At 65.5% G+C, this 25,203-nt stretch carries 22 protein-coding genes; 6 read left to right on the top strand and 16 right to left on the bottom strand.

All coding sequences use genetic code 11. The features are described 5' to 3' along the window. Positions 1 to 80: 80 nt before the first annotated feature. The 8 genes from groL to miaB all read right to left on the bottom strand — a co-directional run bounded on the left by groL (position 81) and on the right by miaB (position 8,220). Positions 81 to 1,724 (bottom strand): chaperonin GroEL, encoded by a 1,644-nt coding sequence (gene groL / locus DLM85_RS05100; protein WP_111476961.1) that lies wholly within the window; start codon positions 1,722 to 1,724, stop codon positions 81 to 83. A gap of 33 nt (positions 1,725 to 1,757) precedes the next feature. Continuing rightward, entirely contained in the window at positions 1,758 to 2,045 is a 288-nt protein-coding gene (groES, locus tag DLM85_RS05095) for a co-chaperone GroES (protein ID WP_111476960.1), read from the bottom strand. A gap of 291 nt (positions 2,046 to 2,336) precedes the next feature. Then, on the bottom strand, positions 2,337 to 2,750 hold the full coding sequence (gene secG / locus DLM85_RS05090) for a preprotein translocase subunit SecG (RefSeq protein WP_111476959.1): 414 nt from the start codon (positions 2,748 to 2,750) through the stop codon (positions 2,337 to 2,339). Next, the gene (locus DLM85_RS24960) at positions 2,751 to 4,292 is read right to left on the bottom strand and encodes a hypothetical protein (protein WP_133256911.1); all 1,542 of its coding nucleotides are present in this window, start codon (positions 4,290 to 4,292) and stop codon (positions 2,751 to 2,753) included. It abuts the gene before it with no gap. Positions 4,293 to 4,437: 145 nt separating this feature from the next. Then, complete coding sequence (locus DLM85_RS05080; RefSeq protein WP_111476957.1) at positions 4,438 to 4,986, bottom strand: LptE family protein; 549 nt, start codon at positions 4,984 to 4,986, stop codon at positions 4,438 to 4,440. Beyond that, positions 4,973 to 6,298, bottom strand: a complete 1,326-nt coding sequence (locus DLM85_RS05075) for a sigma-54 interaction domain-containing protein (RefSeq protein WP_111476956.1) — start codon at positions 6,296 to 6,298, stop codon at positions 4,973 to 4,975. Before DLM85_RS05075 ends, DLM85_RS05080 begins: the two co-directional genes overlap by 14 nt. A 57-nt stretch (positions 6,299 to 6,355) precedes the next feature. After that, entirely contained in the window at positions 6,356 to 6,736 is a 381-nt protein-coding gene (locus tag DLM85_RS05070) for a four helix bundle protein (protein ID WP_111476955.1), read from the bottom strand. Between the two features lie 41 nt (positions 6,737 to 6,777). Then, a complete protein-coding gene (gene miaB, locus DLM85_RS05065) occupies positions 6,778 to 8,220 on the bottom strand; it encodes a tRNA (N6-isopentenyl adenosine(37)-C2)-methylthiotransferase MiaB (RefSeq protein WP_111476954.1) in 1,443 nt (480 codons plus the stop codon). 339 nt (positions 8,221 to 8,559) lie between these two features. Here miaB and DLM85_RS05060 point away from each other — a divergent pair, with 339 nt between their 5' ends. Continuing rightward, the gene (locus DLM85_RS05060; protein ID WP_111476953.1) at positions 8,560 to 9,390 is read left to right on the top strand and encodes a helix-turn-helix domain-containing protein; all 831 of its coding nucleotides are present in this window, start codon (positions 8,560 to 8,562) and stop codon (positions 9,388 to 9,390) included. Positions 9,391 to 9,465: 75 nt separating this feature from the next. Continuing rightward, positions 9,466 to 10,014, top strand: coding sequence for a cupin domain-containing protein (locus DLM85_RS05055; RefSeq protein ID WP_111476952.1), 549 nt, complete (start codon positions 9,466 to 9,468; stop codon positions 10,012 to 10,014). Between the two features lie 18 nt (positions 10,015 to 10,032). On the opposite strand, the gene DLM85_RS05050 is transcribed toward DLM85_RS05055, so the two are convergent. The 5 genes from DLM85_RS05050 to DLM85_RS05030 all read right to left on the bottom strand — a co-directional run bounded on the left by DLM85_RS05050 (position 10,033) and on the right by DLM85_RS05030 (position 15,542). Then, a complete protein-coding gene (locus DLM85_RS05050; RefSeq protein ID WP_111476951.1) occupies positions 10,033 to 11,298 on the bottom strand; it encodes an anthranilate synthase component I family protein in 1,266 nt (421 codons plus the stop codon). Then, positions 11,295 to 12,839: a tetratricopeptide repeat protein gene (locus DLM85_RS05045; RefSeq protein ID WP_133256910.1), complete on the bottom strand. Its 1,545-nt coding sequence runs from the start codon at positions 12,837 to 12,839 to the stop codon at positions 11,295 to 11,297. Before DLM85_RS05045 ends, DLM85_RS05050 begins: the two co-directional genes overlap by 4 nt. A gap of 76 nt (positions 12,840 to 12,915) precedes the next feature. Next, on the bottom strand, positions 12,916 to 13,662 hold the full coding sequence (locus DLM85_RS05040; protein WP_111476949.1) for a zinc ribbon domain-containing protein: 747 nt from the start codon (positions 13,660 to 13,662) through the stop codon (positions 12,916 to 12,918). Beyond that, the gene (locus DLM85_RS05035; RefSeq protein WP_111476948.1) at positions 13,652 to 14,755 is read right to left on the bottom strand and encodes a Nif3-like dinuclear metal center hexameric protein; all 1,104 of its coding nucleotides are present in this window, start codon (positions 14,753 to 14,755) and stop codon (positions 13,652 to 13,654) included. The genes DLM85_RS05040 and DLM85_RS05035 overlap by 11 nt, the downstream gene beginning before the upstream one ends. Before the next feature lie 97 nt (positions 14,756 to 14,852). Then, complete coding sequence (locus DLM85_RS05030; protein ID WP_111476947.1) at positions 14,853 to 15,542, bottom strand: uracil-DNA glycosylase family protein; 690 nt, start codon at positions 15,540 to 15,542, stop codon at positions 14,853 to 14,855. Positions 15,543 to 15,644: 102 nt separating this feature from the next. Between DLM85_RS05030 and lpxK the strand changes: the two genes are divergently transcribed. The 4 genes from lpxK (at position 15,645) to DLM85_RS05010 (ending at position 20,518) form a co-directional block, all read left to right on the top strand. Further along, complete coding sequence (lpxK, locus tag DLM85_RS05025) at positions 15,645 to 16,709, top strand: tetraacyldisaccharide 4'-kinase (protein WP_133256909.1); 1,065 nt, start codon at positions 15,645 to 15,647, stop codon at positions 16,707 to 16,709. Continuing rightward, the gene (locus DLM85_RS05020) at positions 16,702 to 18,675 is read left to right on the top strand and encodes a putative porin (protein ID WP_165822010.1); all 1,974 of its coding nucleotides are present in this window, start codon (positions 16,702 to 16,704) and stop codon (positions 18,673 to 18,675) included. Before lpxK ends, DLM85_RS05020 begins: the two co-directional genes overlap by 8 nt. A 126-nt stretch (positions 18,676 to 18,801) precedes the next feature. Next, a complete protein-coding gene (locus DLM85_RS05015; RefSeq protein WP_111476944.1) occupies positions 18,802 to 19,443 on the top strand; it encodes a MiaE family protein in 642 nt (213 codons plus the stop codon). Then, the gene (locus tag DLM85_RS05010; protein ID WP_133256908.1) at positions 19,427 to 20,518 is read left to right on the top strand and encodes a hypothetical protein; all 1,092 of its coding nucleotides are present in this window, start codon (positions 19,427 to 19,429) and stop codon (positions 20,516 to 20,518) included. Before DLM85_RS05015 ends, DLM85_RS05010 begins: the two co-directional genes overlap by 17 nt. A 332-nt stretch (positions 20,519 to 20,850) precedes the next feature. Here DLM85_RS05010 and DLM85_RS05005 read toward each other — a convergent pair whose 3' ends face one another. From DLM85_RS05005 to DLM85_RS04995, 3 genes are all read right to left on the bottom strand, one after another. Then, positions 20,851 to 22,728 (bottom strand): glycoside hydrolase family 2 protein, encoded by a 1,878-nt coding sequence (locus DLM85_RS05005; protein WP_111476942.1) that lies wholly within the window; start codon positions 22,726 to 22,728, stop codon positions 20,851 to 20,853. 176 nt (positions 22,729 to 22,904) lie between these two features. After that, complete coding sequence (locus DLM85_RS05000; protein WP_133256907.1) at positions 22,905 to 23,708, bottom strand: carboxypeptidase-like regulatory domain-containing protein; 804 nt, start codon at positions 23,706 to 23,708, stop codon at positions 22,905 to 22,907. A 65-nt stretch (positions 23,709 to 23,773) separates the two neighbouring features. Continuing rightward, positions 23,774 to 25,054 (bottom strand): asparagine synthetase B, encoded by a 1,281-nt coding sequence (locus DLM85_RS04995; protein WP_111476940.1) that lies wholly within the window; start codon positions 25,052 to 25,054, stop codon positions 23,774 to 23,776. Positions 25,055 to 25,203: the final 149 nt, after the last annotated feature.

Genomic DNA, 25,203 nt, shown 5'->3' with positions numbered 1-25,203 from the left:
TACCACGCAAAAAAGCCCCGCCGGACCAGGTCCAGCGGGGCTTTTTAGTAAACCAGAGCCGTGCAGCTCGGGCCGGCTGATTACATCATGCCGCCCATGCCACCCATGCCGCCCATGCCACCAGCGTGGCCGGCATCGGCTTTCTCCTCGGCTTCTTCCGAAATCACGCATTCCGTGGTCAGCAGCAGGCCGGCGATGGAGGCAGCGTTTTCGAGGGCCAGGCGGGTCACCTTGGTCGGGTCGAGGATACCGGCAGCCATCAGGTTCTCGTACTTGTCCTCGCGGGCGTTGTAACCGAAGTCGCCTTTGCCTTCGCGCACTTTCTGCACCACTACCGAGCCTTCGCCGCCGGCGTTGGCCACGATGGTGCGCAGCGGAGCCTCCAGGGCGGTGCGGATGATGTTCACACCGGTACGCTCGTCGCTGTTGATGGTGTCAACGGCTTCCAGAGCATCGAGGGCGCGCACCAGGGCCACGCCGCCGCCGGGTACCACGCCTTCCTCAACGGCGGCGCGGGTAGCGTGCAGCGCGTCGTCCACGCGGTCTTTCTTCTCTTTCATTTCCACCTCGGTGCTGGCACCGATGTAGAGGATGGCCACGCCGCCCGAGAGCTTGGCGAGGCGCTCCTGCAGCTTCTCCTTGTCGTAGTCCGAGGTGGTCGTCTCGATCTGGGCCTTGATCTGGCCGACGCGGGCGGTGATGTCTTCTTTGCCGCCTTTACCGTTGACGATGGTCGTGTTGTCCTTGTCAACGATGATTTTCTCGGCCTGGCCCAGGTAATCCAGGGTGGCGTTGTCGAGCTTGTAGCCGCGCTCTTCGCTGATAACCGTGCCGCCGGTCAGGGCCGCAATGTCCTCCAGCATGGCCTTGCGACGGTCGCCGAAGCCCGGTGCCTTCACGGCCGCGATTTTCAGCGAGCCGCGCAGCTTGTTCACTACCAGCGTAGCCAGGGCCTCACCGTCCACGTCCTCGGCGATGATCAGCAGGGGCTTGCCGGTCTGCACCACTTGCTCGAGCACGGGCAGGAGCTCCTTCATGGTGCTGACCTTCTTGTCGTAGATCAGGATGAAGGGCGAGTCCAGCTCCACTTCCATCTTCTCCGCGTTGGTCACGAAGTAGGGGGAGAGGTAGCCGCGGTCGAACTGCATGCCTTCCACCGTTTTCACTTCGGTTTCGGTGCCGCGGGCTTCTTCCACGGTGATGACGCCTTCCTTGCCCACTTTGTCCATGGCGTCGGCAATCATTTTGCCGATTTCCTGGTCGTTGTTGGCCGAAATGGTGCCTACCTGGGCAATTTCCGACGAGTTTTCAATCTTCTTCGACTGGGCCTTCAGGTTGGCCACCACGGCGTGTACCGCCTTGTCGATGCCGCGCTTCAGGTCCATCGGGTTGGCCCCGGCGGCTACGTTTTTCAGACCGGCGCGGTAGATGGCCTGGGCCAGTACCGTGGCGGTGGTGGTGCCGTCACCGGCCTGGTCGGCGGTTTTGGAGGCCACTTCCTTCACCAGCTGGGCGCCCATGTTCTCGATGGGGTCCTTCAGCTCGATTTCTTTCGCAACGGTTACGCCGTCCTTGGTGATGGTCGGGGCCCCGAATTTCTTGTCGATAACCACGTTGCGGCCTTTCGGGCCCAGGGTTACCTTCACGGCGTTAGCCAGTTTATCTACGCCGGCAACGAGCTTGTTGCGGCCTTCAATGTCAAAGTGAACGAGTTTAGCGGCCATGGGGCTGTGCTATAGGTATTAGGGGGGAAATGCTTACAGGATGGCGAAAATGTCCGACTCCTTCATGATGAGGTAGTCCTGGCCGTCGACGGTAATTTCGGTGCCGGCGTACTTGCCGTAGAGCACTTGGTCGCCCACCGATACCTGCGGCTTCACCAGCGTACCGTTTTCGGTCTTACCGGAGCCTACGGCCACTACTTCGCCGCGCTGCGGCTTTTCCTTGGCCGTGTCGGGGATGATGATGCCCGACTTGGTTTTCTCTTCGGCGGCAGCCGGCGCGATGATAACGCGGTCGGCCAGCGGTTTGATGCTAACTGCCATACTGTGGTGTTAGGTTTGGTATGTTGAAGTTGGAGGGAAAGACGACTATAGAGTCGGCAGCGGCCGGGCATTTCTTGTGCCAGCCGTGGCCAACGGGCCCAAAACTGACAGAATGCCCCCGAATAGGGAGCTTTCGGCCCGGGTTGGGACCCCGCACCTGACACGCAACCTGACAGGACGGCGGCCGGAGCGGCGCAAGTATAGGCAAACTGCCGCCGCCACGCCGCAAAAAAGAACCGGCGGCTTTTCGCTGCTGCGAAAAGCCGCCGGTCTGAAGCGGGGCGAAGCGGATTACTGAGCCGGGGCCGTGGCCGGCGCAGCGGGCTGAGTTGCTGCCGGAGCCGTAGCGCCCGGCTGGGCCGGAGCGGCAGCACCACCGGGAGCCGGAGCGCCGGGGGCGGTTACGGGCGGGGCAGCGGGCAGGCGGGCCTCCATGGCCTTCTGCTGGTTCACGCTGCGCACCGGGCCGTTGCCCGAGGTGCTCAGCACCACGTGCGAGCCCAGAGCCAGTACCATCAGGGCAATGGCGAAGCCCCAGGTCAGGCGCTCCAGCAGGTCGCCGGTGCGCTTTACGCCCATGAGCTGGGCCGTGCCGCCGGCCGAGAAGCCACCGGCCAGGCCGCCGCCCTTCGAGTTTTGGGCCAGCACCACCAGGGCCAGCAGCAAGCAGACGAAGAGGGCAATGACAATAATAGCGGTGTACATCTACTCCGGTTGTTGGTTCAGTAAGTCAATTTGAGCGGCAAAATACGCCTTTTTTTCCGGCTGCCGCTGCATGAGCTGCTCGTAAATTTCAATGGCCCGCCCGACTTTCCCCTGCCGGACCATGATTTTGGCCAGGCTCTCGGATGCCAAGCTGGGCGCCGCGCTGGTGCTGCGCACCGACAAATCGGCCTGCGGCGAGTCGGTCGGGGCGGGGCGCTGGGCGGTTTTGATGCGCGGCTGACTGCGCAAGAACTTGTCAATCAGCGCCAGCGAGGATGGCACGGCGGGCAGGGCGGGGCGGTGGGCGGCCGCGTGGGCCTGCAGGGCCGCGTCGGGATGCCACGCGGCGGCGGTGGGCAGGTCGTGGGTCAGCTCGGCGTCGCGCGGGGTGAGGGCGGCCCCGAAGCGGCTGCCGCTGCTCAGGGCGTAGGCCAGCAGCTCGTCGGCGCGGTAGGGCGGGATGGTGCCGGGCGCAGGCGCCTCGGGCAGCTCGGGCAGCAGGTAGGCCGGGCCGGGTTCGGGCGCGTCGCCCAGGCCGAACTCGAAGCGGGAACTGCCCGCTTCCACCGGCGGCCGAATGGGCAGCGCGGCTGCGGGCAACTCGTCGGCTGCTGCCGCGGCGGCAAGCAGGGCTATGGAAGATGGCGGCACAGCGACGGCCGCTGCGCCAATACTGATCAGGCCGGTTTCCGCAGCGGCGGCTTCGGGTTTAGGCGTCGCTTCCGTTTCGGGCGCGCCGTCCGCTGATACTGATTCCGCGTCAGGGGGTGCCAAGTTGGCAACGGGCTCGTCGGCGGCGGGTTCCACCTTCGTAGCAGCTGGCTCAATACCCGCCGCTTCAAGGCTGACGGGCGCTTCTGCTACCTCACCGGCGCCGATTGCAGCTGCTGATTCAGCATCCAAGGCGGCCTCATTTGTGGCTCCGACTGTTGTGTCACCGGCCGCTTCGGTCGGAGCAGCAACAGTAGTTTCATCCGATACTAGCTCCTGGGCTGCTGAGTCAGCCTCCGCTGTTGAGGTTTCAGCCGCGGGGGATTCTGCTTCCGTTGCAAGGGCTAGATCGGACTCCGCATCGGAAGTAGCAGCCGGCGCATCAAGCGTAGCAGTTGGCTCATCCGCCGTGAGCTGATCGGCAGCGGGGGGAGCGACTTCGCTGACCGCAGGCTCCTCGGTAATGGTCAGCGGGGCCGCACTGGGAGCCTGGTCCGCTGACTGAACGGCTACAACCCCCGCAGCGGACGTAGCAGAATAGGAGGCCGCTGGGACTTCCGCTTCAGCAGCCGGACCAACGGCCACCCGGTCGGCGGCGGCCGGCTGCTCGATCAGGGCGCGCAGCAGTTCCCGATCGGCGGCGTAGGTGGCGGCGCGGCGCAGGCGCTGCCCGGCCAGCATGCTGCCGCGGTCGTGGGCGGCTTTGGCCAGCAGCAGGTGGGCCGTCTGGCAGTAGGGGAAGGCCGCGGCCAGTTGCTCCAACTCCCGCACTTCGGCTTCTGAAATGCCGCTGGCGTGGTCCAGGATGTGCAACAGGGAGGCGCGGTTCATCTGCTAAAGAGTTGATTGTTAAATGGCTGGCGCGGCGAATAGGATCCGGTCAGCCACTGCAACAAAGACGCGGGAGGGCGAATTTGCCAAACGGGGCCGCAACAATACGGGAATTTAGCCGGTTGGCAAGCCAAAAACCGCCCGCTTACCAGTTGGCCACCGATTTATTGAACGCGTCGGTGATGATGCGGTCGGTGATGCGGCGGTTGGCCACCGGGTCGTTCAGGATGCTCGATACGTTGGTGGCCGCCGGAAAGTCGGCGTTGCTCTGAAACGTCTGCTCGAAGTCCTGCTTGGAGTCCTTGGTGTTGGTGAATTTCACCCGCACCTGAATGGTGAGGCGGTTGATGCCGGCCTGGTCCTGCCCGTTGGTGCTCTGAATGGCCGCCGGCGCGAAGTCGTAGGCCACAATCTGCCCCTCAAACTGCAAATCCCCGTCGCGGGGCACCAGCTTCAGGGTGGTGTTGCGCAGGAAGTAGTCCTTCATGTCCTCGGTGAGGCGCTGGGCCAGAAAGGACGGGCCGTTGGAGGCGTTGTTCTGAAACACCGCAATCGAGAACGTCTTGATCTGGGTGTAGTCGATGCTGGTGCCGGTGAAGGAGTACACCCCGCAGCCCGACAGCGGCAAAAGGCTGAGCAGCAGCGCTGTCAGCAGCACGAAGGGGCGGAGCACGCGGTGCTTATTCCAGGTCATACTGCTTGAGCTTGCGGTAGAGCGTGCGTTCCGAGATACCCAGGTCCTGGGCGGCGTACTTGCGCTTGTTGTGGTGCTTTTTGAGCGCCTTGATAATCATTTCCTTCTCCTTGGCTTCCAGCGAAAGGCTCTCCTCCTCGGTCTCGTGGGTGATGTCCTCTACGCGCTGCACCTCGTCGTCCACGTAGTCGGCGTCGGCTGGCTCGGCGTTGAGGATAAAGGGCTCCGCCGATTCGGTCGGGCGGCCGCCGAGGCGGCTGCCGCCGTCGTAGGGCGTCACGCTCAGGTTGCTGCCCACATTGGTGAAGAGGTGGCTGTTCTGGCGCACCAGTTCCTGGGCTTGGCCGGCGCCGCCGTCGCCGCGGGCCGCGCCGGCGGCCACTTCCAGCACCAGGCGCTTGAGGTCGGTCATGTCGCGGCGCATGTCGAAGAGCACCTTGTAGAGCAGGTCGCGCTCCGAGAGGCCCTGCGGGGCCGTGCCGTCGGCGGTGGCGCCCAGCAGCATCGGCAGGTTCGACGACTGATCCTGCGGCAGGTAGCGCCGCAGCCCGCGCGACTCAATTTCGCGGTCGGTTTCCAGCACCGACATTTGCTCCGCTATGTTCTTGAGCTGGCGGATGTTGCCGGGGAAGCGGAAGCGCATCAGCTCCTGCTGGGCGTCGGGCGTGAGGGTGATGGGCTTCACGCGGTAGCGCTCGGCGAAGTCGGTGGCGAACTTGCGGAACAGCAGGTAGATATCCTCGCCCCGCTCGCGCAGCGGCGGCACCGTGATGGGCACCGTGTTGAGGCGGTAGTACAGGTCCTCGCGGAAGCGGCCTTCCTGCACGGCGTTAAGCAGGTTCACGTTGGTGGCGGCCACCACGCGCACGTCGGTTTTCTGCACCTTGCTGGAGCCCACGCGGATAAACTCCCCGTTTTCGAGCACGCGCAGCAGGCGGGCCTGGGTGCCCAGCGGCATTTCCCCGATTTCGTCGAGGAAGATGGTGCCGCCGTTGGTCACCTCGAAGTAGCCCTTACGAGCTTCCGTGGCGCCGGTAAACGAGCCTTTTTCGTGCCCGAACAGCTCCGAATCAATGGTGCCCTCCGGAATGGCGCCGCAGTTGACGGCAATAAACTGCCCGTGCTTGCGCGGGGAGAGGGCGTGGATGATCTTGGAAAACGATTCCTTGCCCGAGCCGCTTTCGCCCGTGATGAGCACGGTCATGTCGGTCGGGGCCACCTGCGCGGCCACCTGGATGGCGAAGTTCAGCGACGGCGCGTTGCCGATGATGCCGAAGCGCTGCTTGATGGACTGTATTTCAGAAGGTGTCAAATCTTCGTTTTTCGTTGTTTGTTTTTCGTTTTTCGGATAGACGCCACCAGTCGATACTTATTTTGCTAGGGTGCGGTAGTAGCAGATAAATCCCTGCAACAGCTGAATCATCTTCTCAATCTTTTCTACGGCTGCTTCTAAATCGGCTTCGGTGATATAGCTCAGGTCGAAGCACAGATAAATCTGCGTTTCCAGCTCATACAAGGAGCCGCGGGCAATAATCAAGAATTGAATCGTGTCCTTCGGATGCTGCCGGCCACAGCCTTCGGCAATGTTCGACGGAATGGAAACTGCGGCCCGCCGCATCTGGCTGACCAGATCGTAACGCTCCTCAGCGGGAAACGTCTTGGTCATCAGGTAGACGTATTGCACCAGCTTGCGGCCCTGCTGCCAAACCGTTAGGTCCTTGTATGACTTGGGCTCGGCAGCAGGGTTCATGGCGCATCACGAAAAACGAACAACCAAAAACGAACAACGCGCTACGAAACCGCGTTGCCCAGCAGCGTCGTGCTGGTACATTCGTGGACGAGCACGTTCACGTAGTCGCCTTTCTTAAAGTGCTGCCGGGGGAAGATGACCACCTTGTTCTGGTCGTTGCGGCCGCTCAGGTGCTCCTCGCTGCGCTTCGAGACGCCCTCCACCAGCACGCGGTGCACCTTGCCCACGCCCTGCTGACTGCGCACGAGGCTGTGCTGCTGCTGCCGCTCGATGATTTCGGCCAGGCGGCGCTTTTTCACGTCCAGCGGAATATCGTCTGCCAGCTTGCGGGCGGCCAGGGTGCCGGGGCGCTCGGAGTAGAAGAACATATAGGCCATGTCGTACTTGACGTGGTCCATCAGGCTCAGCGTTTCCTGGTGCTCTTCCTCGGTTTCGGAGCAGAAGCCGGCAATCATGTCGGTGGAGATGCCGCAGTCCTCGCCCAGGATACGGCGGATGGCGGCCACGCGGTCGAGGTACCACTCCCGGTCGTAGGTGCGGTTCATCAGCTTGAGCACCCGGGAGTTGCCGCTCTGGGCGGGCAGGTGGATGTAGTTGCACACGTTGTCGTACTTGGCCATCGTGTGCAGCACCTCGTCGGTGATGTCCTTGGGGTGGGAGGTGGAGAAGCGGATGCGCAGCTCGGGGCTCACCAGGGCCACGCGCTCCAGCAGGCCGGCGAAGTTTACTTGCTCCGTGCCGTCCTCCGACTGCCACTTGTAACTATCTACGTTCTGGCCCAGTAGCGTCACTTCCTTGAAGCCCTGGTTGAACAACGCCTGCGCTTCGGCCACGATGCTGTGCGCGTCGCGGCTCCGCTCCCGGCCCCGGGTGAAGGGCACCACGCAGAAGGAGCACATGTTGTCGCAGCCGCGCATGATGCTCACGAAGGCGGTGATGCCATTGGAGTTCAGGCGCACCGGCGTGATGTCGGCGTAGGTTTCCTCGCGGCTCAGCAGCACGTTCACCGCCCGCTGCCCGTTGTCGACGTCCCGGATCAGGTTCGGCAGGTCGCGGTAGGCGTCGGGGCCCACCACCAGGTCCACAATCTTCTCTTCCTCCAAGAACTTGCTCTTGAGGCGCTCGGCCATGCAGCCCAGCACGCCCACCAGCAGGCCGGGGCGCTTGCGCTTGTGGGAGTTGATTTCCTTGAGGCGCTGCCGCACCGTCACCTCCGCCTTTTCGCGGATGGAGCAGGTATTAAGCAGCACCAGGTCGGCCTCCGCCAGCTCCGTGGTGGTGTCGAAACCCTCGTCGTAGAGGATGCTCGACACGATTTCGGAGTCGGAGTAGTTCATCTGGCAGCCGTAGCTCTCGATGTAGAGCCGGCGCTGGCGGCCGGTGTGGGTAGCTTCGGTCACGCGCACGTCGGCGGACAGCTGGCCCGGGGCGGCCGGCGCGGGGGCGTTATCCAGGAAATCGAGCGTAAGCAGGGGTTGAGACATGGCCTCGGAAAATCAGCGTAAGGAGCGCAAAGGTACGGCTTCCGGGGGAGAAATGACAGTTTGGCAGTTTGGCCGGATTGTTACATGGCTAAACGAATGAATGGCTGAATGTTGCTTCCGAAGCAGGCAACGGCTGCAAGCCGGTTGGTCAGGAGCAGGCCTGGGCTCTGCAGCCGCTAAGTCCGGCGCGGTGAAGCGTTGGGATTAAGCGGGCGCTTGCCGGCAATCTGGGCGCCGCAGTGTATATGGTACAGAATCAGTTGCCTATCTTACTTGCGCAGTCGAAGAAAGCCAGAGTCAGGACGGCGCAACAATCCGACAACGAAACGCACAGTTGCTATGCTGCTGGAAAACCTTCCGCCTGCGGCTGATCTGGCGGCCTACGTGAAGCAATACCGCATTGCCGATTTCTCGTTTGCGGGTGGCCAACCGCCGCCGTTCAAGGCGTACCCACCCCGGGTGCAGGAGTGCCTGCAGTTTTATCCCAAAGACCCGGAGCAGGTGGTGCTTCCGCAAAGCGGGCGGCGCTGTCCCCAGACCAGGGTGGCCCTGACGGGGCAGCCTACCGTCGTCAGCAACCGCCATATCGGGCAGAACTTCCTGACGCTGCAGGTGGTGTTCCAGCCCGGCCAGCTGTTTTTGCTGACGGGTATTCCGGCCCAGCAGCTCGTGAACGGCTACCTGGATGCCGAGGCGGTGCTCGGGGCCGAGGTGGCGCGCGTAAACGAGCAGCTGGCCACGGCGGCATCCTACCCGCAGATGCTGAGCGTGGTCGAACAGTACCTGCGCCAGCTGGTGCGCCGGGCGCGGGGCAAGCCCCATCCCATCGACCGAATCGGGCGGCTGATGGGTCAGTACCCCGATAAATACCCCCTGGAGTGGTTTGCCCGGGAAGCCTGCCTGAGCTACCGCCAGTTCGACCGGAAGTTCAAGGAGCGCATGGGCGTTGGGCCGAAGCTGTACCGCCGAATCATCCGGTTCGACCAGGCATTCCGCCGGAAAAACCAGGCGCCGGAGCAGGACTGGCTCAGCATTGCGCTCCACTGCGGTTACCACGACTACCAGCACCTGGCCAAGGACTACGCCGCGTTTACCGGGCACAGCCCCGCGGCATTTTATGCAATAGAAACCCGGGCGCCCGAACGGTACTTCGGGGAGTGGGAGGTGTAAAGCGGTAAACGTCCATTTTTTACCACCAAACGGCAGCAGATGGGCGGCAAATTGGCCCAACCAACCACTGTTGCCATGAAACGCAGAACATTCCTGGGCGCGGCGGCCGTCCTGCCTTGGGCCGCCGCGGGCGTGCCGTTTTCGCTGACGGGCGAGTCCAGTCCCAGCCCCTTCGTCGTGAAAGCGGGGCAGAACCGGCGCAACGAGGTGCTGACCTTCCGGCGGGTAAACCGGCAGGACGTCAAAGTCTCGGCCGACGACACCGGCCAGCAGCTGAGCGTGCTGCAGTACAGCGGGCGGGAAAAGGTCGGCCCGCCCTTGCACATTCATTACCACCAGGACGAAATATTCTACATCGTGGAAGGCCAGTACCGCTTCGTGGTTGGCACCGAGGAATTCGTCGCCAGCACCGGCGACACGGTGTTCCTGCCCAGAAACGTCCCGCATACCTGGATTCAGCTCACGGAAACCGGCAAGCAGCTGTACCTGCTGCAGCCGGCCGGGAAGTTCGAGGAGTTTCTGCGGAAGCTACAGGGCCTGGCGAAGCCCCCGGCGGCGGCGGAACTGCGGAAAATCCACCTCGAGCACGGCATGAAAATACTGGGGCCGCCGTTGCAGCTCTGAGCAAGCAGGGCCTGGCCTCTACGCGCTGATGGCCGTTCCGAGCACCTCCAGCAGGGCCCGGGCCTTCAACAGGCATTCCTCGTACTCGCGTTCCGGCACCGAGTCGTAGGTAATGGCCGAGCCGACCTGGAAGCTGAGGTAGCCGGTATCCTGGCGGTACTGCAGGCTGCGGATGACCACGTTCAGGTCGAAGTCGCCGCCGGGCCAGGCGTAGCCGATGCTGCCGCTGTAGAGGCCGCGGCGGGCCCGCTCGTACTGCTCGATGAGCTGCATGGCGCGGATTTTGGGCGCGCCGGTCATCGAGCCCATCGGGAAAGTGGCGCGCAGCGTATCGGCCAGCGTCGTGCCGGGGGCGGGCTGGCTGGTTACCGTCGAAATCATCTGCCACACGTGGCGGAAGGGGTAGAGGCCGAACAGCTCCGGCACTTGCACCGTGCCGGGCCGGCTGACGCGGGCCAGGTCGTTGCGCACCAAATCCACAATCATCAGGTTTTCGGCGCGCTCCTTCTCGTCGTGCAGCAGCCGCTGGCGCTGCTGCTCGTCTTCTTCGGGCGTGCCGCCGCGCCGGCTGGTGCCCTTGATGGGCTGGGAAAGCAGCTGGTCCCCGTCGCGGCGCAGAAACCGCTCGGGCGAGGCGCAAAGCAAGTAGCGGTCCTGCCACTTGTAAAAGCCCGCGAAAGGCGTGGGCGAGGCGTCGAGCAGCCGCAGAAACGTGTCGACTGGGTCCAGCTGCACGTTTTCGGCGAAGAACTCCTGGCAGAGGTTCAGCTCGTAGACTTCGCCGCTCAGAATGTCTTCGCGTACGGCTTCCACCGCCCGCAGGTACTCCGCGCGGGGCAGGCGCGGGCGCAGCGCGGGCACCGGGGCGGCGGGTGCGTCCTCCATCGTCGCGGCGTCGATGGCGCGCCGGTCGTCGGCGGTCAGGCCGTGGGTTTCCAGGCGGCCGTCGGGGTGCCAGCGCAGCCACTTGTCGGGTACGAAGAAGTGCAGCGCGGGCCAGTGCAGGCCGTCGGGGTGCTGGCTGCCAAGCGGGGGTTCCACCTCGTTTTTGAGGTCGTAGGTAAGCAGGCCGCAGCGCGGGGCCGTCGAACCAGCCTGCGCCGCGAGCCAGGCATCCAGCTCCGCCAGCGACACTGGACCAGGCTCCGCTTCCGTGCCCACGGCCAGCAGGTGCGCGAAGGCGCCGCCGGGTGCGGCGGTGCCCACGGCCGGCACGTAGTAGGCGCAGTACGGAAACTGGGCGGCCCAGCGCAGGGCCTGGGCCGGAGAAACTGTGGGCGTCATTTCAAACTCGCCAGCGCCACCTTGGCCTTGGCGTCGGTGCTGGTCTTGTATTCGTGCTTACCGTAGCCCAGCGCCTTCTGAAAATACGCCTTGGCCTGGGCTTTTTGGCCGGCTTCCTGGCAGATATAGCCCAGCTGCAGGGCCGATTGCGGGGCAAAATAGTACGGCGCCGGGCCGCTGGCCGCGATGCAGCGGCCGTAGTACAGCCGGGCCGAGTCGAGGCGCTGCAGGCCGTGGTAGGCGCGGGCGCGGCGGTAGGGCTCCTCCAGCCGGTCGCGCAGCGGGGTGGCGGCGGTAGCCCGAAACTCGTCCAGCGTGGCCAGGGCGGGGCGGTAGTAGCCCCCGTCGATGTGCAGGCGGGCGCGAGTGAGTGGGCGGCTGAGCGGCACCCGGTCGTCGACGAAGCGCTGGGCGTAGCGGTCCTCCTCCACGGTGGTGTCGCCGCCCTTGCTGATCTGCTGGCGGCTGCGCTCGGCCTGGGCCGCGTCGCCGCTAAGCCAGTAGGCCAGGTAGAGCTTAAACCACGCGTCCTTGCGGTAGTGCACGCCGCGGTACTCGCTCAGAAACTGCTGGTTGGCGCGCTCCGAAGCGGTGTACTGACCCTGGTAGAGCAGCAAATCGGCCGCCATGTGGTGCAGGTAGGCCACGGGCACGTAGGTGGGGCCGGTGGGCCGATTGCGGTAGTAGGCCAGGGCCTGGTCGGCGTGGTGCAGCTTTTTCTGCACCGACATGCCCAGGTAGCTGAACAGCAGGTTGTCGGGCTGTTCGCGGCTGAGGCGCGCTACCAGCGTGGCGGCTTCCTCGTCGGCGCCGTAGTAGGTCTGCCGGATCAGGGCCACCAGAATCTGCGCTTCGGGCTGGAAGTCGTGGGGGCGCTGGGCGGCCGTGCGTAGGTGCTGCAGCCCGGCTTCGGTGTTGCCGGGCAGGCCCAGCAGGTTCAGAAACCAGCGGTAGCCCTCGGGCACCGAGCCGATCAGGAACTCACACAAACCCAGCGTCTTCACCGTCGGCAGGTAGCCGGGCCAGCGCCGGGCGTTCTGCTGCACCTGCAGGTAGGCCTGGCGCAAACTCCAGGCGCCCTGCAGCTCGTGGCCGAACATCACCTGGACCACGGCCTGGTGCAGGCGAATCTCGCCGCGCACGTAGTCGCGCAGGGCCGAGCGGGGCTGCGCGTCCAGCGCCGCCAGGGCCGCATCCTGCTGGTCGATGATGATTTCGTAGCGGGCGGCGTCCTGGCTGATGACCAACTCGGCGAAGCCCGCGCCCTCGGCCACCAGCAGGGCGCCGGCGCTGCCGGGCTGCTGCCGGAGCTCCGCCCGCGCCAGGGCCTGGGCCGTGCCGGTGCGCAGCTTCAGCAGTTCGGTGTAGGCGCGGCGGGCGGCGGGGCTGAGCTGGTCGGCGGCCGTTTCGTTATTTGTTGTTCGTTGTTCGTTGTTCGAGTCCGGTTCCTGCGCCGTGAAGGCGCAAAGCGGCAGCAGGAGCAGGGCCGCTCGTAGCGCGCCTGCGCGCAACCCTCGGCGCACCTCTGCGAGAACCTTCATCTGAACAATGAAAAAAGGAACGACACGGGGCCGTTCCTTTTCGAAAAACAAACAACGCAAAACGCGCAACGAAAACTTACGCGCGGGCTTCCACGTCGGCCAGAATGCGGCCGCAGTGCTCACACACGATGATTTTCTTGTGGGCAATGATGTCGGCCTGGCGCTGCGGGGGCACCGTGTTGAAGCAGCCGCCGCAGGCGTCGCGCTTCACCATCACCACGGCCAGGCCGTTGCGGGCATTGCCGCGGATGCGGGTGTAGGCCGACAGCAGGCGGTCTTCCACGGGCTTAGCAGCCACTTCGCGCTCGGCCACGAGCTTCTGCTCATCGGCTTCGCTCTCGCCCACGATAACCTGCAGTTCCGACTGCTTGTTGGTCAGGTCCTTGCGGCGCTCGTCCAGGCGCAGCTTGGTGCCGCTGATTTCCTGGTTTTTCTGGTCGATCTGGTACTGGAATTCGCGAATCTTCTTCTCGGAAATCTGGATTTCGAGCTTTTGCAGCTCCATTTCCTTGCCGATGGCTTCGTACTCGCGGTTGTTGCGCACGTTCTGCTGCTGGTCCTCGTAGCGGCGAATCAGCACTTCGGCGTCTTTGGCGGCTTGCTTGCGGGCCTTGATCTGGTCGTTCAGGCTCGCTACTTCCTCGTCGAATTTCGAAACGCGGACTTCGTAGCCGGCAATTTCGTCTTCCAGGTCGCGCACTTCTTCCGGCAAGTCGCCGCGCACGCGCCGAATTTCGTCGAGCTGCGAGTCAATGCGTTGCAGGTTGAGCAGGGCTTCCAGCTTGCTGGCTACGGTGATGTCCGAAGCGGAATTAGAAATCATAGCGAACAGGGTTCGTGGGGGTCTCGGCTAACAAGACCGCAAAAGTACGCGCAAATTTCTCCCTAAGCAATTCGCGAAACAACTCCCCGGTATATTGCTCGCTCTCGTAGTGGCCCACGTCGCAGAGCAGCAGGCGGCCTTCGGGGGCAAAAAATTCGTGGTACTTGATGTCGCCGGTCACGTAGGCATCGGCACCGGCCGCCACGGCCTTTTTCGTGAGGAAGGAGCCGGCCCCGCCGCACACCGCCACCCGGCGAATCACGGCGTGGAACTCGGTGTGCTTGACTACCGGCACGTCGAGCCGCTCGCGCAGCAGGCGCAGAAAGTCCCGGGCCGGCAGCGCCTCGGGCAGCTCCCCGATCATGCCGGAGCCGACCTCCTGATTCACGTTTTCCAGCTTGATCAGCTCGTAGGCCACTTCCTCGTAAGGATGTGCCTGGCGCAGCGCCGCCAAGGCCTTGTGCTGCAGGTGCAGCGGCAGCAGCACTTCCACGCGCTGCTCCGGCACGGTTTCGGGCTGGTTCGGGGCGCCGACGGCGGGGTTGGTGCCGGGGCCGGGCGTGAAGGTGCCGGTGCCGTCGAGGCGAAAGCTGCAGTCGTGGTAGTCGCCGACCTGGCCGGCGCCGGCGGCGTAGAGGGCCTGCAGCACGGCTTCTGTGTGCCGGGGCGGCACGTAGGTGACGAGCTTGCCGAGCAGGCCGGGCTTGGGGTCGAGGATGCGCAGGCTGGTCAGGCCCAGCTTTTCGGCCAGGTGGCGGCTCACGCCGTGGCGCACGTTGTCGAGGTTGGTGTGGGCCGCGTACACGGCCACGTCGAGGCGCAGGGCGCGCATGATGGTGCGCTCCACCTCAGTGGCGCCCGTGAGGCGCTTCAGCGGCACGAAAATGACCGGGTGGTGCACCACGACCACGTTGCAGCCGCGGCGCACGGCCTCGTCGATGACGGCGGGCGTGCAGTCGAGGGCAATCAGGACGCCTTTGACGAGCATCTGCGGGTCGCCGCACTGCAGGCCGGCGTTGTCGTAGCTTTCCTGGTAGGGCAGGGGCGCCCAGGCTTCGAGGGCGCGGGTGAGGTCTTGGACGGTGGCGGACATGGTGCTGCGAAGGTAGTTCTAGGTTTTTAGCCCGCAGAGGGCGCCGAAGTTTCCACTGAGGACGCTGGGTTCTGCGCCTTCTGCGGGCTAAAAAACGTCAGATAGAAATTAATTCTCCCAGCTGCGCCGCGTACCGCGCTACGTACTCGGGCACCTCGCGGCGCTTGTACTGCATGATGAAGCGCGGGTGGTCGAAGACCAGAATCCGCTCGAACAAGCCCAGCTCCGCGTTCAGCCGCTCGAAATATTCCCCGTTGCGCCGGCCCAGGCTGATGGCCACGTCGCGGCGCAGGCCGGCGGCCACCTGCTGCTGTAAGGACTGCTGCATGTCGGGCCAGAGCGCCTGCGTCGCGGTCCGGGAGTCGTAGTAGTTGTAGTTGCGGCCGTGGCGCACGAGCACCAGCGGGTACAACGAGCCGAGGTAAAAATGCCCGTAGAACGCCGCCGGCCCGCCCAGCGCGTCGATGAGCTGGTACACGAACTGGCTCGACAGCTCCGGCCGCCGCGGCAGCGCGTTCGGAATACCGCAGTGCCGTTCCAGCGCCGCCGGGTCGGTGAAGGCCACGCCGGTGCTGCCGGCGCCGAAGCGGCCGGGGTTGATGCCGAGCAGGGCCACGCGCGGCTCATTATCAGCGTAGTAGCGCTGGGCAAACTGCATGAGCAGGCCGTGCGTCGGTTCGGTTTGGTAAGGGTTCAGGGCCTGCACGTCGTCGGGCAGGAGCGGGGCGGCGGGGAAGGCGGTGAGCAGGGCCAGCAGGCGCTCGGCGAAGGTGGAAGGCGCGGTCATAGGCCAAATCAGTACGCAATAGCGCCCCGGGCGGCCGGGCCGGCGGCATTTCGCGTATTTTTGCCGCCCGTCGTGGCCGTGCGCCGCGCGGCTGCCCTTGCCATGTCCCGTTTGCTGACCCTGTTGCTCTTGCCCCTGAGCTGGCTGTACGCCGGCGTGGCGGCGGTGCGCAACTGGCTCTACGATACGGGCTTCTGGCAAAGCACGGCGGCGGCCGTGCCCCTCCTCAACGTGGGCAACCTGCGCGTGGGCGGCACCGGCAAAACCCCGCACGTGGCCTGGCTGACGCAGCAACTGCTCGATCAGGGCCAGCACCCGGCCATTCTCAGCCGCGGCTATGGCCGCCAGACCCGGGGCTTCCGCCGCGCCACCAGCGCCGACACGGCCGCCAGCATCGGCGACGAGCCCTGGCAGCACCTGCACGGCTTCGGCGGCCGGGTGCCGGTGGTGGTCGACGAGGACCGCCGCCACGGCCTGGCCGAGCTGGCCGCCCAGGCGCCCGAAGTGACGGCCGTGGTGCTCGACGACGCCTACCAGCACCGCCGCGTGCGCCCCGAGCTGAACGTGCTGCTCACCGAGCTGGCCCGGCCGTTCTGGCTCGATTACGTGCTGCCCGCCGGCCGCCTGCGCGAAAGCCGCCGCGGCGCCCGCCGCGCCGACGTCATCGTGGTGACCAAGTGCCCGGTGACGCTGCCCGCGGCGGCCCGGCAGCAGGCTACGGCCCGGGCCCTTCGCTACGCCCGCCCCGGGGTGCCGGTGCTGTTTTCGAGCTACGAGTACGGCGCGCCGCAGCCGGTTTTCGCCACTACCAACCAGCCGCCCGGACCGGACCAGCCCGTCGTGGTGCTCACTGGCATTGCCCAGCCCGAGCCCCTGCTGGCCGAACTGCGGCGGCGCGGCCACCCCATTGCCGCCCACCACCGCTTTGCCGACCACCACGCCTTCACGGCGGCCGAGTTGCGGCAGGTGGGCGCGGCGGTGCCGGCCGGGGCCGTTATTATTACCACCGAAAAAGATGCCGCCCGCCTGCGCGAGCCGGCCTTGCACACCAGCGCGGCGAGTTTGCCGTTGTTTTACGTTCCCATCCGGGTCGCTTTCCTGGCCGACGGCGCTGCGCGCCTGCAGGCCCTGCTCACGCCCTTGCTTACGCCCCGTGCCGTTGCCTGACGCTATTATCTGCCGTTCGACCTCCCCACGCCCTGGCCGCTGGTGGCTGCTCCTGCTGGGGCTGCCGCTGGCCTTGCTGCCCACGCTGAGCCGCGCCCAGGTGGTCGACGATTCCACCAAGGCCATTTACGGGCCCAAAACCACCCTCGTCGTGCGGGAGGTGGATGTGCTGCGCAACCAGCCCGACGGCCACCCGCTGGATACCACCCTGACGGGCATGCACAACAGCCGCAACTGGTACTACGACAGCACCTTTCAGCAAAGCCTGGGCAACGTGGCCCTGGCCTCGCGCCGCCTGCTGTGGGAGCCAAATACCCGCTTGGGGGCCCGCGTCGGCCGCAACGCCTTCGACCGCTACTTCCGCGACGCGGCCACCATTCCCTACTACGACACCCGCTCGCCCTACAGCTTTTTCCGCTTTGTGCAGGGCGGGGTGGGCGAGCAGCTGTTCGAGGGCGCCTACACCCGCAGCATCAAAAAGGCGGTGAACGTGGGCATTGCCTACGAGCGGTTCGGGGCCAACAAGCAGCTGGGCACCACCAACAACCGCGACCCGCAGGTAACCCACGCGGGGGTGCTCATCTTCGCCCGCTACCAGACCAAGAACGAGCGGTACCACGCGCTGCTCAACTACTACCAGGCCCGGCACCGGGCCATCGAGCAGGGCGGCATCAAGCCCCGCGCCACCGACGGCGACACGCTCGCCAACCTCTTCGACTACCGCAGCGAGGACGTGTGGCTGCGCCAGGCCCAGAACAAGGACCACCGCGACCAGTTTCACCTCACCCATACCTACAACCTGGTGGGGCGCGGCCTGACGGCCTACCACCTGCTCGACTGGCGCCGGCAGTACAACCGCTACACCGACGACTTTACCGTCGGCCCGCTCGACCGCGACTACTACGCCCGGGTGTTGCGCAGCTCGACCCAGACCGATGACCGCTCCACCTACCGGCAGCTGGAAAACACGCTGGGCGTGCTCGGCCGCACCGATTTTCTGGAGTACCGCCTCTACGGCCGCTACCGCAACGCCCGCCTGCGCACCCAGTCGCGGGCGGCCGACCCCGACCGGGAAATCGACGTGCTGCCCGAAGTGGCGGCCAACCAGCTGTTTGTCGGCGGCACGGCTTCCTTCCGCTGGCGCAAGCTCTTCGACGTGGAAGCGGCCGGCGAGTACAAGTTCTTCAACGAAGTGTGGCTGCGCGGGCGCCTGCGCTTCGGCCCGCTCACCGGCGAGGTGCTGCACTCCACCTACGCGCCCACGCTCACCCAGCAGCAGTTCCGGGGCAACCACCACGCCTGGCCCGATACCACCGCTACCGGCGACATTCTCAGCGTGGGCAATACCACCGTCGACCAGCTCACGGTGAGCCTGAACCAGCGCCTGAGCCGCGCCGACGCCGCCCTGCAACAGCGCGTGCAGGCCTCGGCCTCGTTCGTGACCATCTACAACCTGGTGTACTACGGCCAGCGCGAAAACTACCGGCGCGACCTGCTGCCCATGCAAATCGACGGCAGCAAGCAGCTGCTGGTGGGCTTTCTGCGCCACCAGCTGAGCTACGGCCTGCTGCACCTCGACAACCAGGTGACCTTCACCCAGGGCGGCGAGGGCGAGGGCCTGCGCGTGCCGAAGCTGGTGGGCAACTCGCGCATCTACGCCCAGGGGTTCATTTTCAAAAAGGCCCTGTTCAGTCAGTTCGGGGTCGAGACGTACTTCCAGTCGGGCTGGACGCCCTACGACTACGCGCCGAGCGTGCAGCAGTTCTACGTGCAGGACCACTTCACCGCGCGCGGCTTCGCGGTGGCCGACGTGTTCTTCATGGCCGACATCAAAACCGTATCGGTGTTCCTGAAAATGGCGTACGTCAACCAGGGCCTGCCCCAGGCCGGCTACTTCCCCACGCCCTTCTACACCGGCAACCCCCGCAGCTTCCAACTGGGGCTGAAGTGGAATTTCTTCGACTAAATGACTTTGAATGGCTGCATTGTTAAATGATTAACTTGTTGGCTGTTCATTCTTGTATGCTAAACAATAGCTTCAAGTAAAGAGCGGCCGGTAATTTGACCATTTAGCCATTTGACAATCCCCGATATGTCCGATCATCACGCCGCACTGCCCTCGGCCGAGGTAGCCCAGCAGCGCGAAAAAACCATCCTCAAGCTCAAGCTCAACACCGACCCGCGCTGGGTCGATATTGCCAGCAAGAACATCGGCGACATCCTCGTCGACCACGCCTACTGCGAGCAGAAAGCAGCCAGCACCGGCATTTCGCTGATCGTGAGCTACCCCGAGAAAACCCGCCTCGTCGACGAGCTGACCGAGCTGGTGGCCGAGGAGTGGAGCCACTTCGAGCGGGTGCTGCAGGAGCTGCGCAAGCGCAATCTGCCGCTGGGCCGCCCGCGCCGCGACGAGTACGTGGTGGAGCTGCTCAAGCACGTGCGCCGCGGCGGGGCCCGCGAGCGGCAGCTCATGGACCAGCTGCTGGTATCGGCCCTGATCGAGGCCCGCAGCTGCGAGCGGTTCAAGCTGCTCTGGAAGCACATTCCCGACGCGGAGCTGAGCAAGTTCTATTACGAGCTGATGGTGTCCGAAGCGGGCCATTTCGTGGCCTACGTGGACCTGGCCAAGGAATACTGCGACCCGCAGGAAGTGGACACCCGCCTGCAGGAGCTGCTCAAAATCGAGGGCGACATCGTGACCAGTCTGCCGGTGCGGGATGACCGGATGCACTAAGCGGCGGGCGGCGCGGCGCTGGCTGCAACTACCTGGCGGCTGGCTACCTGGCCTGCTGTGGCTACTGGGTTTCGGGCAGGCGGCTGTAGCCCAGGAAGCGCCGGCCGGCACCGCGGCGCCCGCGGCCCTGCCCGACACCGTGCGCAGCACCCTCACGGCCCGGCACCGGCGCGTGCCCGGCTCCACGTTTTACGTGCGGGCTGCCCCCGGCTACGTGGCCGAAGAGTCGCTCAACGGCCTGGCCCGACCCGACGGCTCCCTGCTGGAAGTGCTGCGCGTGCCCGAGGGCAACTTCCTGAAAGTGCGCACTCTGGTGGTGGAGCAGTACCTGGCCAAGCGCGCCACGCAGGTGCAGCAGCACGAGCTGCAGTTCAACGGCTACCCGGCCGTGTTCGGCCAGGGCGCCAGCCTGGAGCCGGGCAAAGACCTGATGGTGCTGGCCTTCGGCGACTCGGTCGGCTTCACGCTGGTCTTCGGCCTGTACCCCGACAGCGACGCGGCAGCCGAAGCCGAGCTGCGGCAGATGCTGCTCGGCGGCTACTACGACGCCCGGGGCCAGGTGCCGCCGCTGGAGCTGGCGCCTTTCGTCATCAGCCTGGCCGGCACGCCCTACCAGCTTCTGGAAGTGCGCCCCGCCGACAAAACCTACGTGTTCGGGCCAGCCGGCAGCGCCGGGGCCGTGCCCGATACCTTCGCCACGCGCTTCACCGTGCAGGTGCTGCCGCCCACGCCGCCCGACGAAGCCCGGCAGCGGCTGCTGCGCCGGGCCCAGGCCCTGACTACGCCCGGCGCCCTTCTGCAGAGCCAGGAGCGGCAGCTGCCCCCGAGTCCGGCCTACGGCTACGAAGTCAGCGGCAGTAGCAACCTGCGCGGACGGCGCCCGGGCTTTTACCAGCTCATCCGCACCGATGAGGATGCTACGCTGATTTTCCACGGCGTGGTGTTCGGCGCGCCGGCTGCGGCGGCCAGGCCCACGCCCCCCGCAAAGGGCCGCAAACCCGCCGTAGTCAAACCGGCTGCTGATCCGTTGGCAGACTTTCGCAAAGTAGCCGCGACGCTGCGCATGAAGCGGTAGTATTATAGGTTCATTGTGAGTGTGTTGTGCCTGCTGCTCGATCTGGCATCCGTCCGGTGAAGCATCCCGGCCGCTGCGGCCGCCGCTGCTCAACGACGCGACGGGGCAAGCGCGCAAGAGGTGGCGGTGGCGTGCAGGCTGGCGTCGAATAGGCCGGTTCAGGGAGCGGAAAACCCCCAGCATAGTCGATTGGGAAGATAAAACACGAACCTCCGGTACGCCGGCAGCCCCGGGCTATTGCCGGGGGAATAGTATCTGCCAAGCGGCCCGTCGGCGGCCCATGCCCGAGGGCCGCCGACGGGCCGCGTTGCCAATCGTCCGGAAGTTGCCGCTTACACCGTGGGCATGGGCGGGTCAGGTGAGGCCTCGGGCTTGGTGCGCGAGTCCAGCAGCCCGGCCGGCACCGACAGCTCCCCGGTCTGCGGATCGATCAGGCCGTTGCGCTCATCCTCGATGTTGGTGGCCTGGGTGTACACGTCGCCGGCAATGGGGCGCTGGCGCAGCTCGTGCTTGAACTGCCGGATCTGCTCGGTGCGCGCGTCGGCGTCCTGCGGGCCGCCGTAGTCGGGAAAGCCGAAGCCGCCCCACTCGCTGACGATGAGCGGCACCTGGTGGCGGTAGAAAAACGGGTCGCCGACCACCAGCGGGAAGGCCGCCACCCCGTCCATTTGTCCGGCGGTGAGCTGATCGAGCACTTCGCGCCAGCGGTCCAGGGCGGGCGTGTAGAGGTGGGCCGTGAGCAGGTCCGATTTCAGCCGGCCCTCCCAGGAAATGTGCTGCCAGCCGTCGTTATCGACCACCAGGAACTGCGGGTGCTCCAGGTGCATGTAGTGGTAGGTCTCGATGATGTAGCGGCGGGTGGCGGCGTTGGAGGCAATGTCCTGGGCGCCCCAGTCCTCGTTGTAGAGGCTCCAGATGACGATGGACGGGTGCGTTTCCATCAGGGCCAGCATGCGCAGCAGCTCGGCGCGGTGGTTTTGGCGGCTGCGCGGGGTGGAGGAGTGCGGGCTGGGCACTTCCACCCACAGCAGCAGCCCCAGCTCGTCGGCCAGCTGGTAGATGCGCGGGTCGACGCCGGCAATGTGCACGCGCACCAGGTTGCAGCCCAGCTCCTTCATGGCCCGGAAGTGGCGCCGAATTTCCTCGTAGCTGGCCGTGCCGGGCTGGTAGAGGATGCCGTCGAGGTAGGTGGGCTCGTTGTTGAGGTACACGTAGCGGCCCCGCGCCTCAATCTTGCGCAGCCCGAACTGCGCCTCGATGCGGGCCGCGTAGCCGTGCTCGTCGATGAGCTCGGCCACCAGGCGGTAGAGCTGCGGGTGCTCCGGCGACCAAAGCTCCGCGCCGGGCACTTCCAGCACCACGCGCTGCTGTTTCTGGCCCGCTTCCAGCCGCAGCGGGAAGTCCGACGAAGCCAGCGGCTCGGTGGCGGGGCTATGCCCGTTGGGGCGCTCAAACACCTGCAGGCGCAGCGTGTACTGGCCCGGGTCGTGGATGCGGGTGGCCACGTTGAAGCGCACCAGCCGGTCTTCCACCAGGCTTACCACGCTCACGCGGGAGCGGAGGCGGTTGCGCTCCACCACTTCCAGCCACACCGAGCGCACGGCCCCGGTGTAGGTCTGGTACCAGATGCCGCCGCGCTTGTACACGTGCGACTCCTGCTTGCCGCGCGGCGTTTCGGCGTCCATCGTGTCGGCAATGCGCACGGTGAGGCGGTTGACGGGCAGTAGCAGGCTCTCGTCCAGCTCAAAGGAAAAGGACGTGTACTCGCCGTAGTGCACGTCCTCGCCCTCGATGGTGCGCAGCGGGCGGCCGTTCAGCCACACCCGCGTTTCGTAGCCGCAGGCCCCGAAGGTGAGCTGGTACATGCAGCGGCCGCCGGGCTCGGCGCAGGCCGGCACGGTGAATTCGCGCTCGTACCAGGCCACCACCTGGTCGTGCCAGCGGGCCGGGTCGCTCAGGCCGCGGGCTTCGGCCAGGTGCATCTCCACCGAGCCGGGCCAGGTGGCGCGGTGCTCGTAGTCGCGCCCGAGGTACCAGCTCTCGTTCAGGCCTGCGTCGTCGGCGTCGAGGGCGAAGCGCCACTCTCCGTCGAGCAGCATCACGTTGTTGAGGCGTAGCACCGCCCGCGGCAGCGGGTTGGGCGTGTCTTCGATGGGCTGTTGTTCCTCGGCGCTGAGCGCGAGTCCGTAGTTGACGTGGTTGGTATCCATGCGGGCTGGGAAGGGTGCAGCCCATTCAAACGCACGCGGCCGGTGCAGGGATGCCTGCACCGGCCGCGTGCGGTGGCCAGGCCCCGAAGCTGTTCGAGGCGAAAACGTGGTGCGGTTGAGGATCAGGTTGCCCCCGGCCCCGCACAAAGGAGTTGGCGCCGGCGCCGGGCCGGCGGTTATTGCCGCGGAACGTAGCGCAGCGAAAAGCTGCCGGCGGTAACGGCAACCGTCTGGCTGCCTGGGGTTTGATTGGAGCCGGCCGCCTGAAAGCTGAAGGTGCCGGCCAGGATACCATTGACCGCGTCGAACCGGCTCACGGTAACGGACCCGGCCGCCGGGCTCGTCCAGTACGCCAGTCCCAGGCCGCCGTACGTGGCCGCCGGGTTGCTGTACCCGGCAATAGTTTGACCCGGTGCAACGCCAAACGAATAGGTGCCAAGGCCCCGGAAGTTGCCGTCCCAGGCAAGCTTTACCAGCTCCCCGCCGCCCTGGGCCAGCGTGGAGAGGTAGACCGACGCGTGGCCGGTGACGGGCGATACCGCACCCGTCGCAAAGAAACCGGTGTAGCTGCTGCCGTTGGCCGTCCAGCTGCCGCCGCCCCGCGAAACGGTGCCATTGCCCTGCAGCGTGACCACGCCGATGTCGGTGGTGAGGCCGCGCACGGTGCTGGTGAGCCGCTCGGCCGGGCGGTTGTAGCCCGGCGAAGGCGTGAAGGCCAGCGTGTAATTGCCAATTGGCAGGTTGCTGATGGTAAAAACGCCCGTGGTCGTGTCCGGTTTGACGGTCCGGCTCAGGCCCCGGGTATCAGCGACGGTGACGGTGGCGGCCCCGGCCGGCCGGATGGTGCCGGTGATGTCCGGCACCGGGGTCGGCGTCTGCGGCGCCAGTGGCGTTTCGTTGGCGCAGGAGCTTAGTCCAGCGGGCAGAAGCAGGCCTAGCAGCGCGGCCGTAGCCAGGCAATGTATCGGCAGGCGAGTCATGCGGTGATAGGGGAGATAAGGGAATACAAACGCCCGGAAATATATAGCTATAGCGGAAGGTAATATCAGGTCTTCTGCTTTTTCTTCTTGGCGGCCGGAAACAGGATGTTGTTCAGAATCAAGCGGTAGCCCGGGGAGTTGGGGTGCAGCGAAAGGTCCGTCGGCTCTTCTTCCACCAAGTGCTGGTAGTCCTCCGGGTCGTGGCCGCCGAAAAAGGTCCAGGTGCCCTTGCCCAGCTCACCGTGCATGTAGCGCACCTCGCCCGAGCCCTTGTTTTCGCCCAGCACCAGCACGTCGGACTTGATCAGGGACCTGCGGAAGGCCGTGGTCTGGCCCATGAAGCCCTTCACGGTCTTTTCGTGGTCCTGGGTGAGCATGGTGGGCACCGGGTCGTTTTTGGCCGAGAAGGTGAAGAGCTGGAAGTAGTCGTTGTCTTCGCCCACGCCCCGCTCGATGGGCTGCATGTCGATGTTGGAGTACTCGTACTGGTACGGGTCGCGCACGATCTGGAAGTCCTTGAAGGCCAGGGTGCGGTTGTAGTTGAGCTTCTGCTGGGCCTGCGGGTCGGCCGGGTCGCCGTCATACATGCCTTCCACCATGTCGAGGCCCAGGCCGGCCAGGGCAATGTCGTAGGTGTCGGTGGCCGAGCACATGGCGAAGAGGAAGCCTCCGCCGGCCACGAATTCCTGCATCTTGGTCACCACCGCGCCCTTCATCTGCGACACCTTGGCGAAGCCGTGGCGCTTGGCGGCGGCTTCCGAGTCGCGCTGCTGCTGCTGGTACCAGGGGCGGTTGCGGTAGGAGGCGAAGAACTTGCCGTACTGCCCGGTGAAGTCCTCGTGGTGCAGGTGCAGCCAGTCGTACTTGGTGAGCTTGCCGTCGAGCACCTCGTCGTCGTAAATCTCGGTGTAGGGAATCTGGGCGTAGGTCAGCACCAGGGTCACCGCGTCGTCCCAGGGCTGCTTGCCCTTGGGCGTGTACACGGCAATCTTGGGCGCCTTCTCCAGCTTCATCACGTCCATGTTGGCGTTGGGGTCGGCTATCTGGCTCAGGACGCCCGCGTACTGGGCGTCGCTGATAACCTGGTAGCTTATCCCGCGGATGGCCAGCTCCTGCTCCATGCCCTGCATGGCCGGGCAGGCAAAGGCCCCGCCGCGGTAGTTCAGCAGCCAGTCCACCTCCACGTCCTTGGTCAGCAGCCAGTAGGCCGCGCCGTAAGCCTTCAGGTGCTCCTTCTGGGCCTCGTCCATGGGAATCAGAATCTCGCTGGCGCGCACCGCCGCGGGCAGCAGCGTGGCGAGCAGCAAGAGCCCGCCGGTCAGCACACGATTAAAAACACTACGCATCACAAAGCAAAGGAAGGGGGGAGCGGCCGGTTCGTTGCATCCCTGAACGGCGGCGGCGGGCCGGGCGTTCCGCCGGGGCGCCGGCCGGGCCCAAGCAGCGCCCGGCCCGGCCGGCGCGCGGTGGGCCGGAAGCCAGCCAAACAAATGTA

It is taken from the genome of Hymenobacter edaphi (assembly GCF_003258365.1).
GTDB lineage: Bacteria > Bacteroidota > Bacteroidia > Cytophagales > Hymenobacteraceae > Solirubrum > Solirubrum edaphi.
Note: the sequence above shows the minus strand (reverse complement) of the source record. Positions and strands in the feature narration are given on the sequence as shown.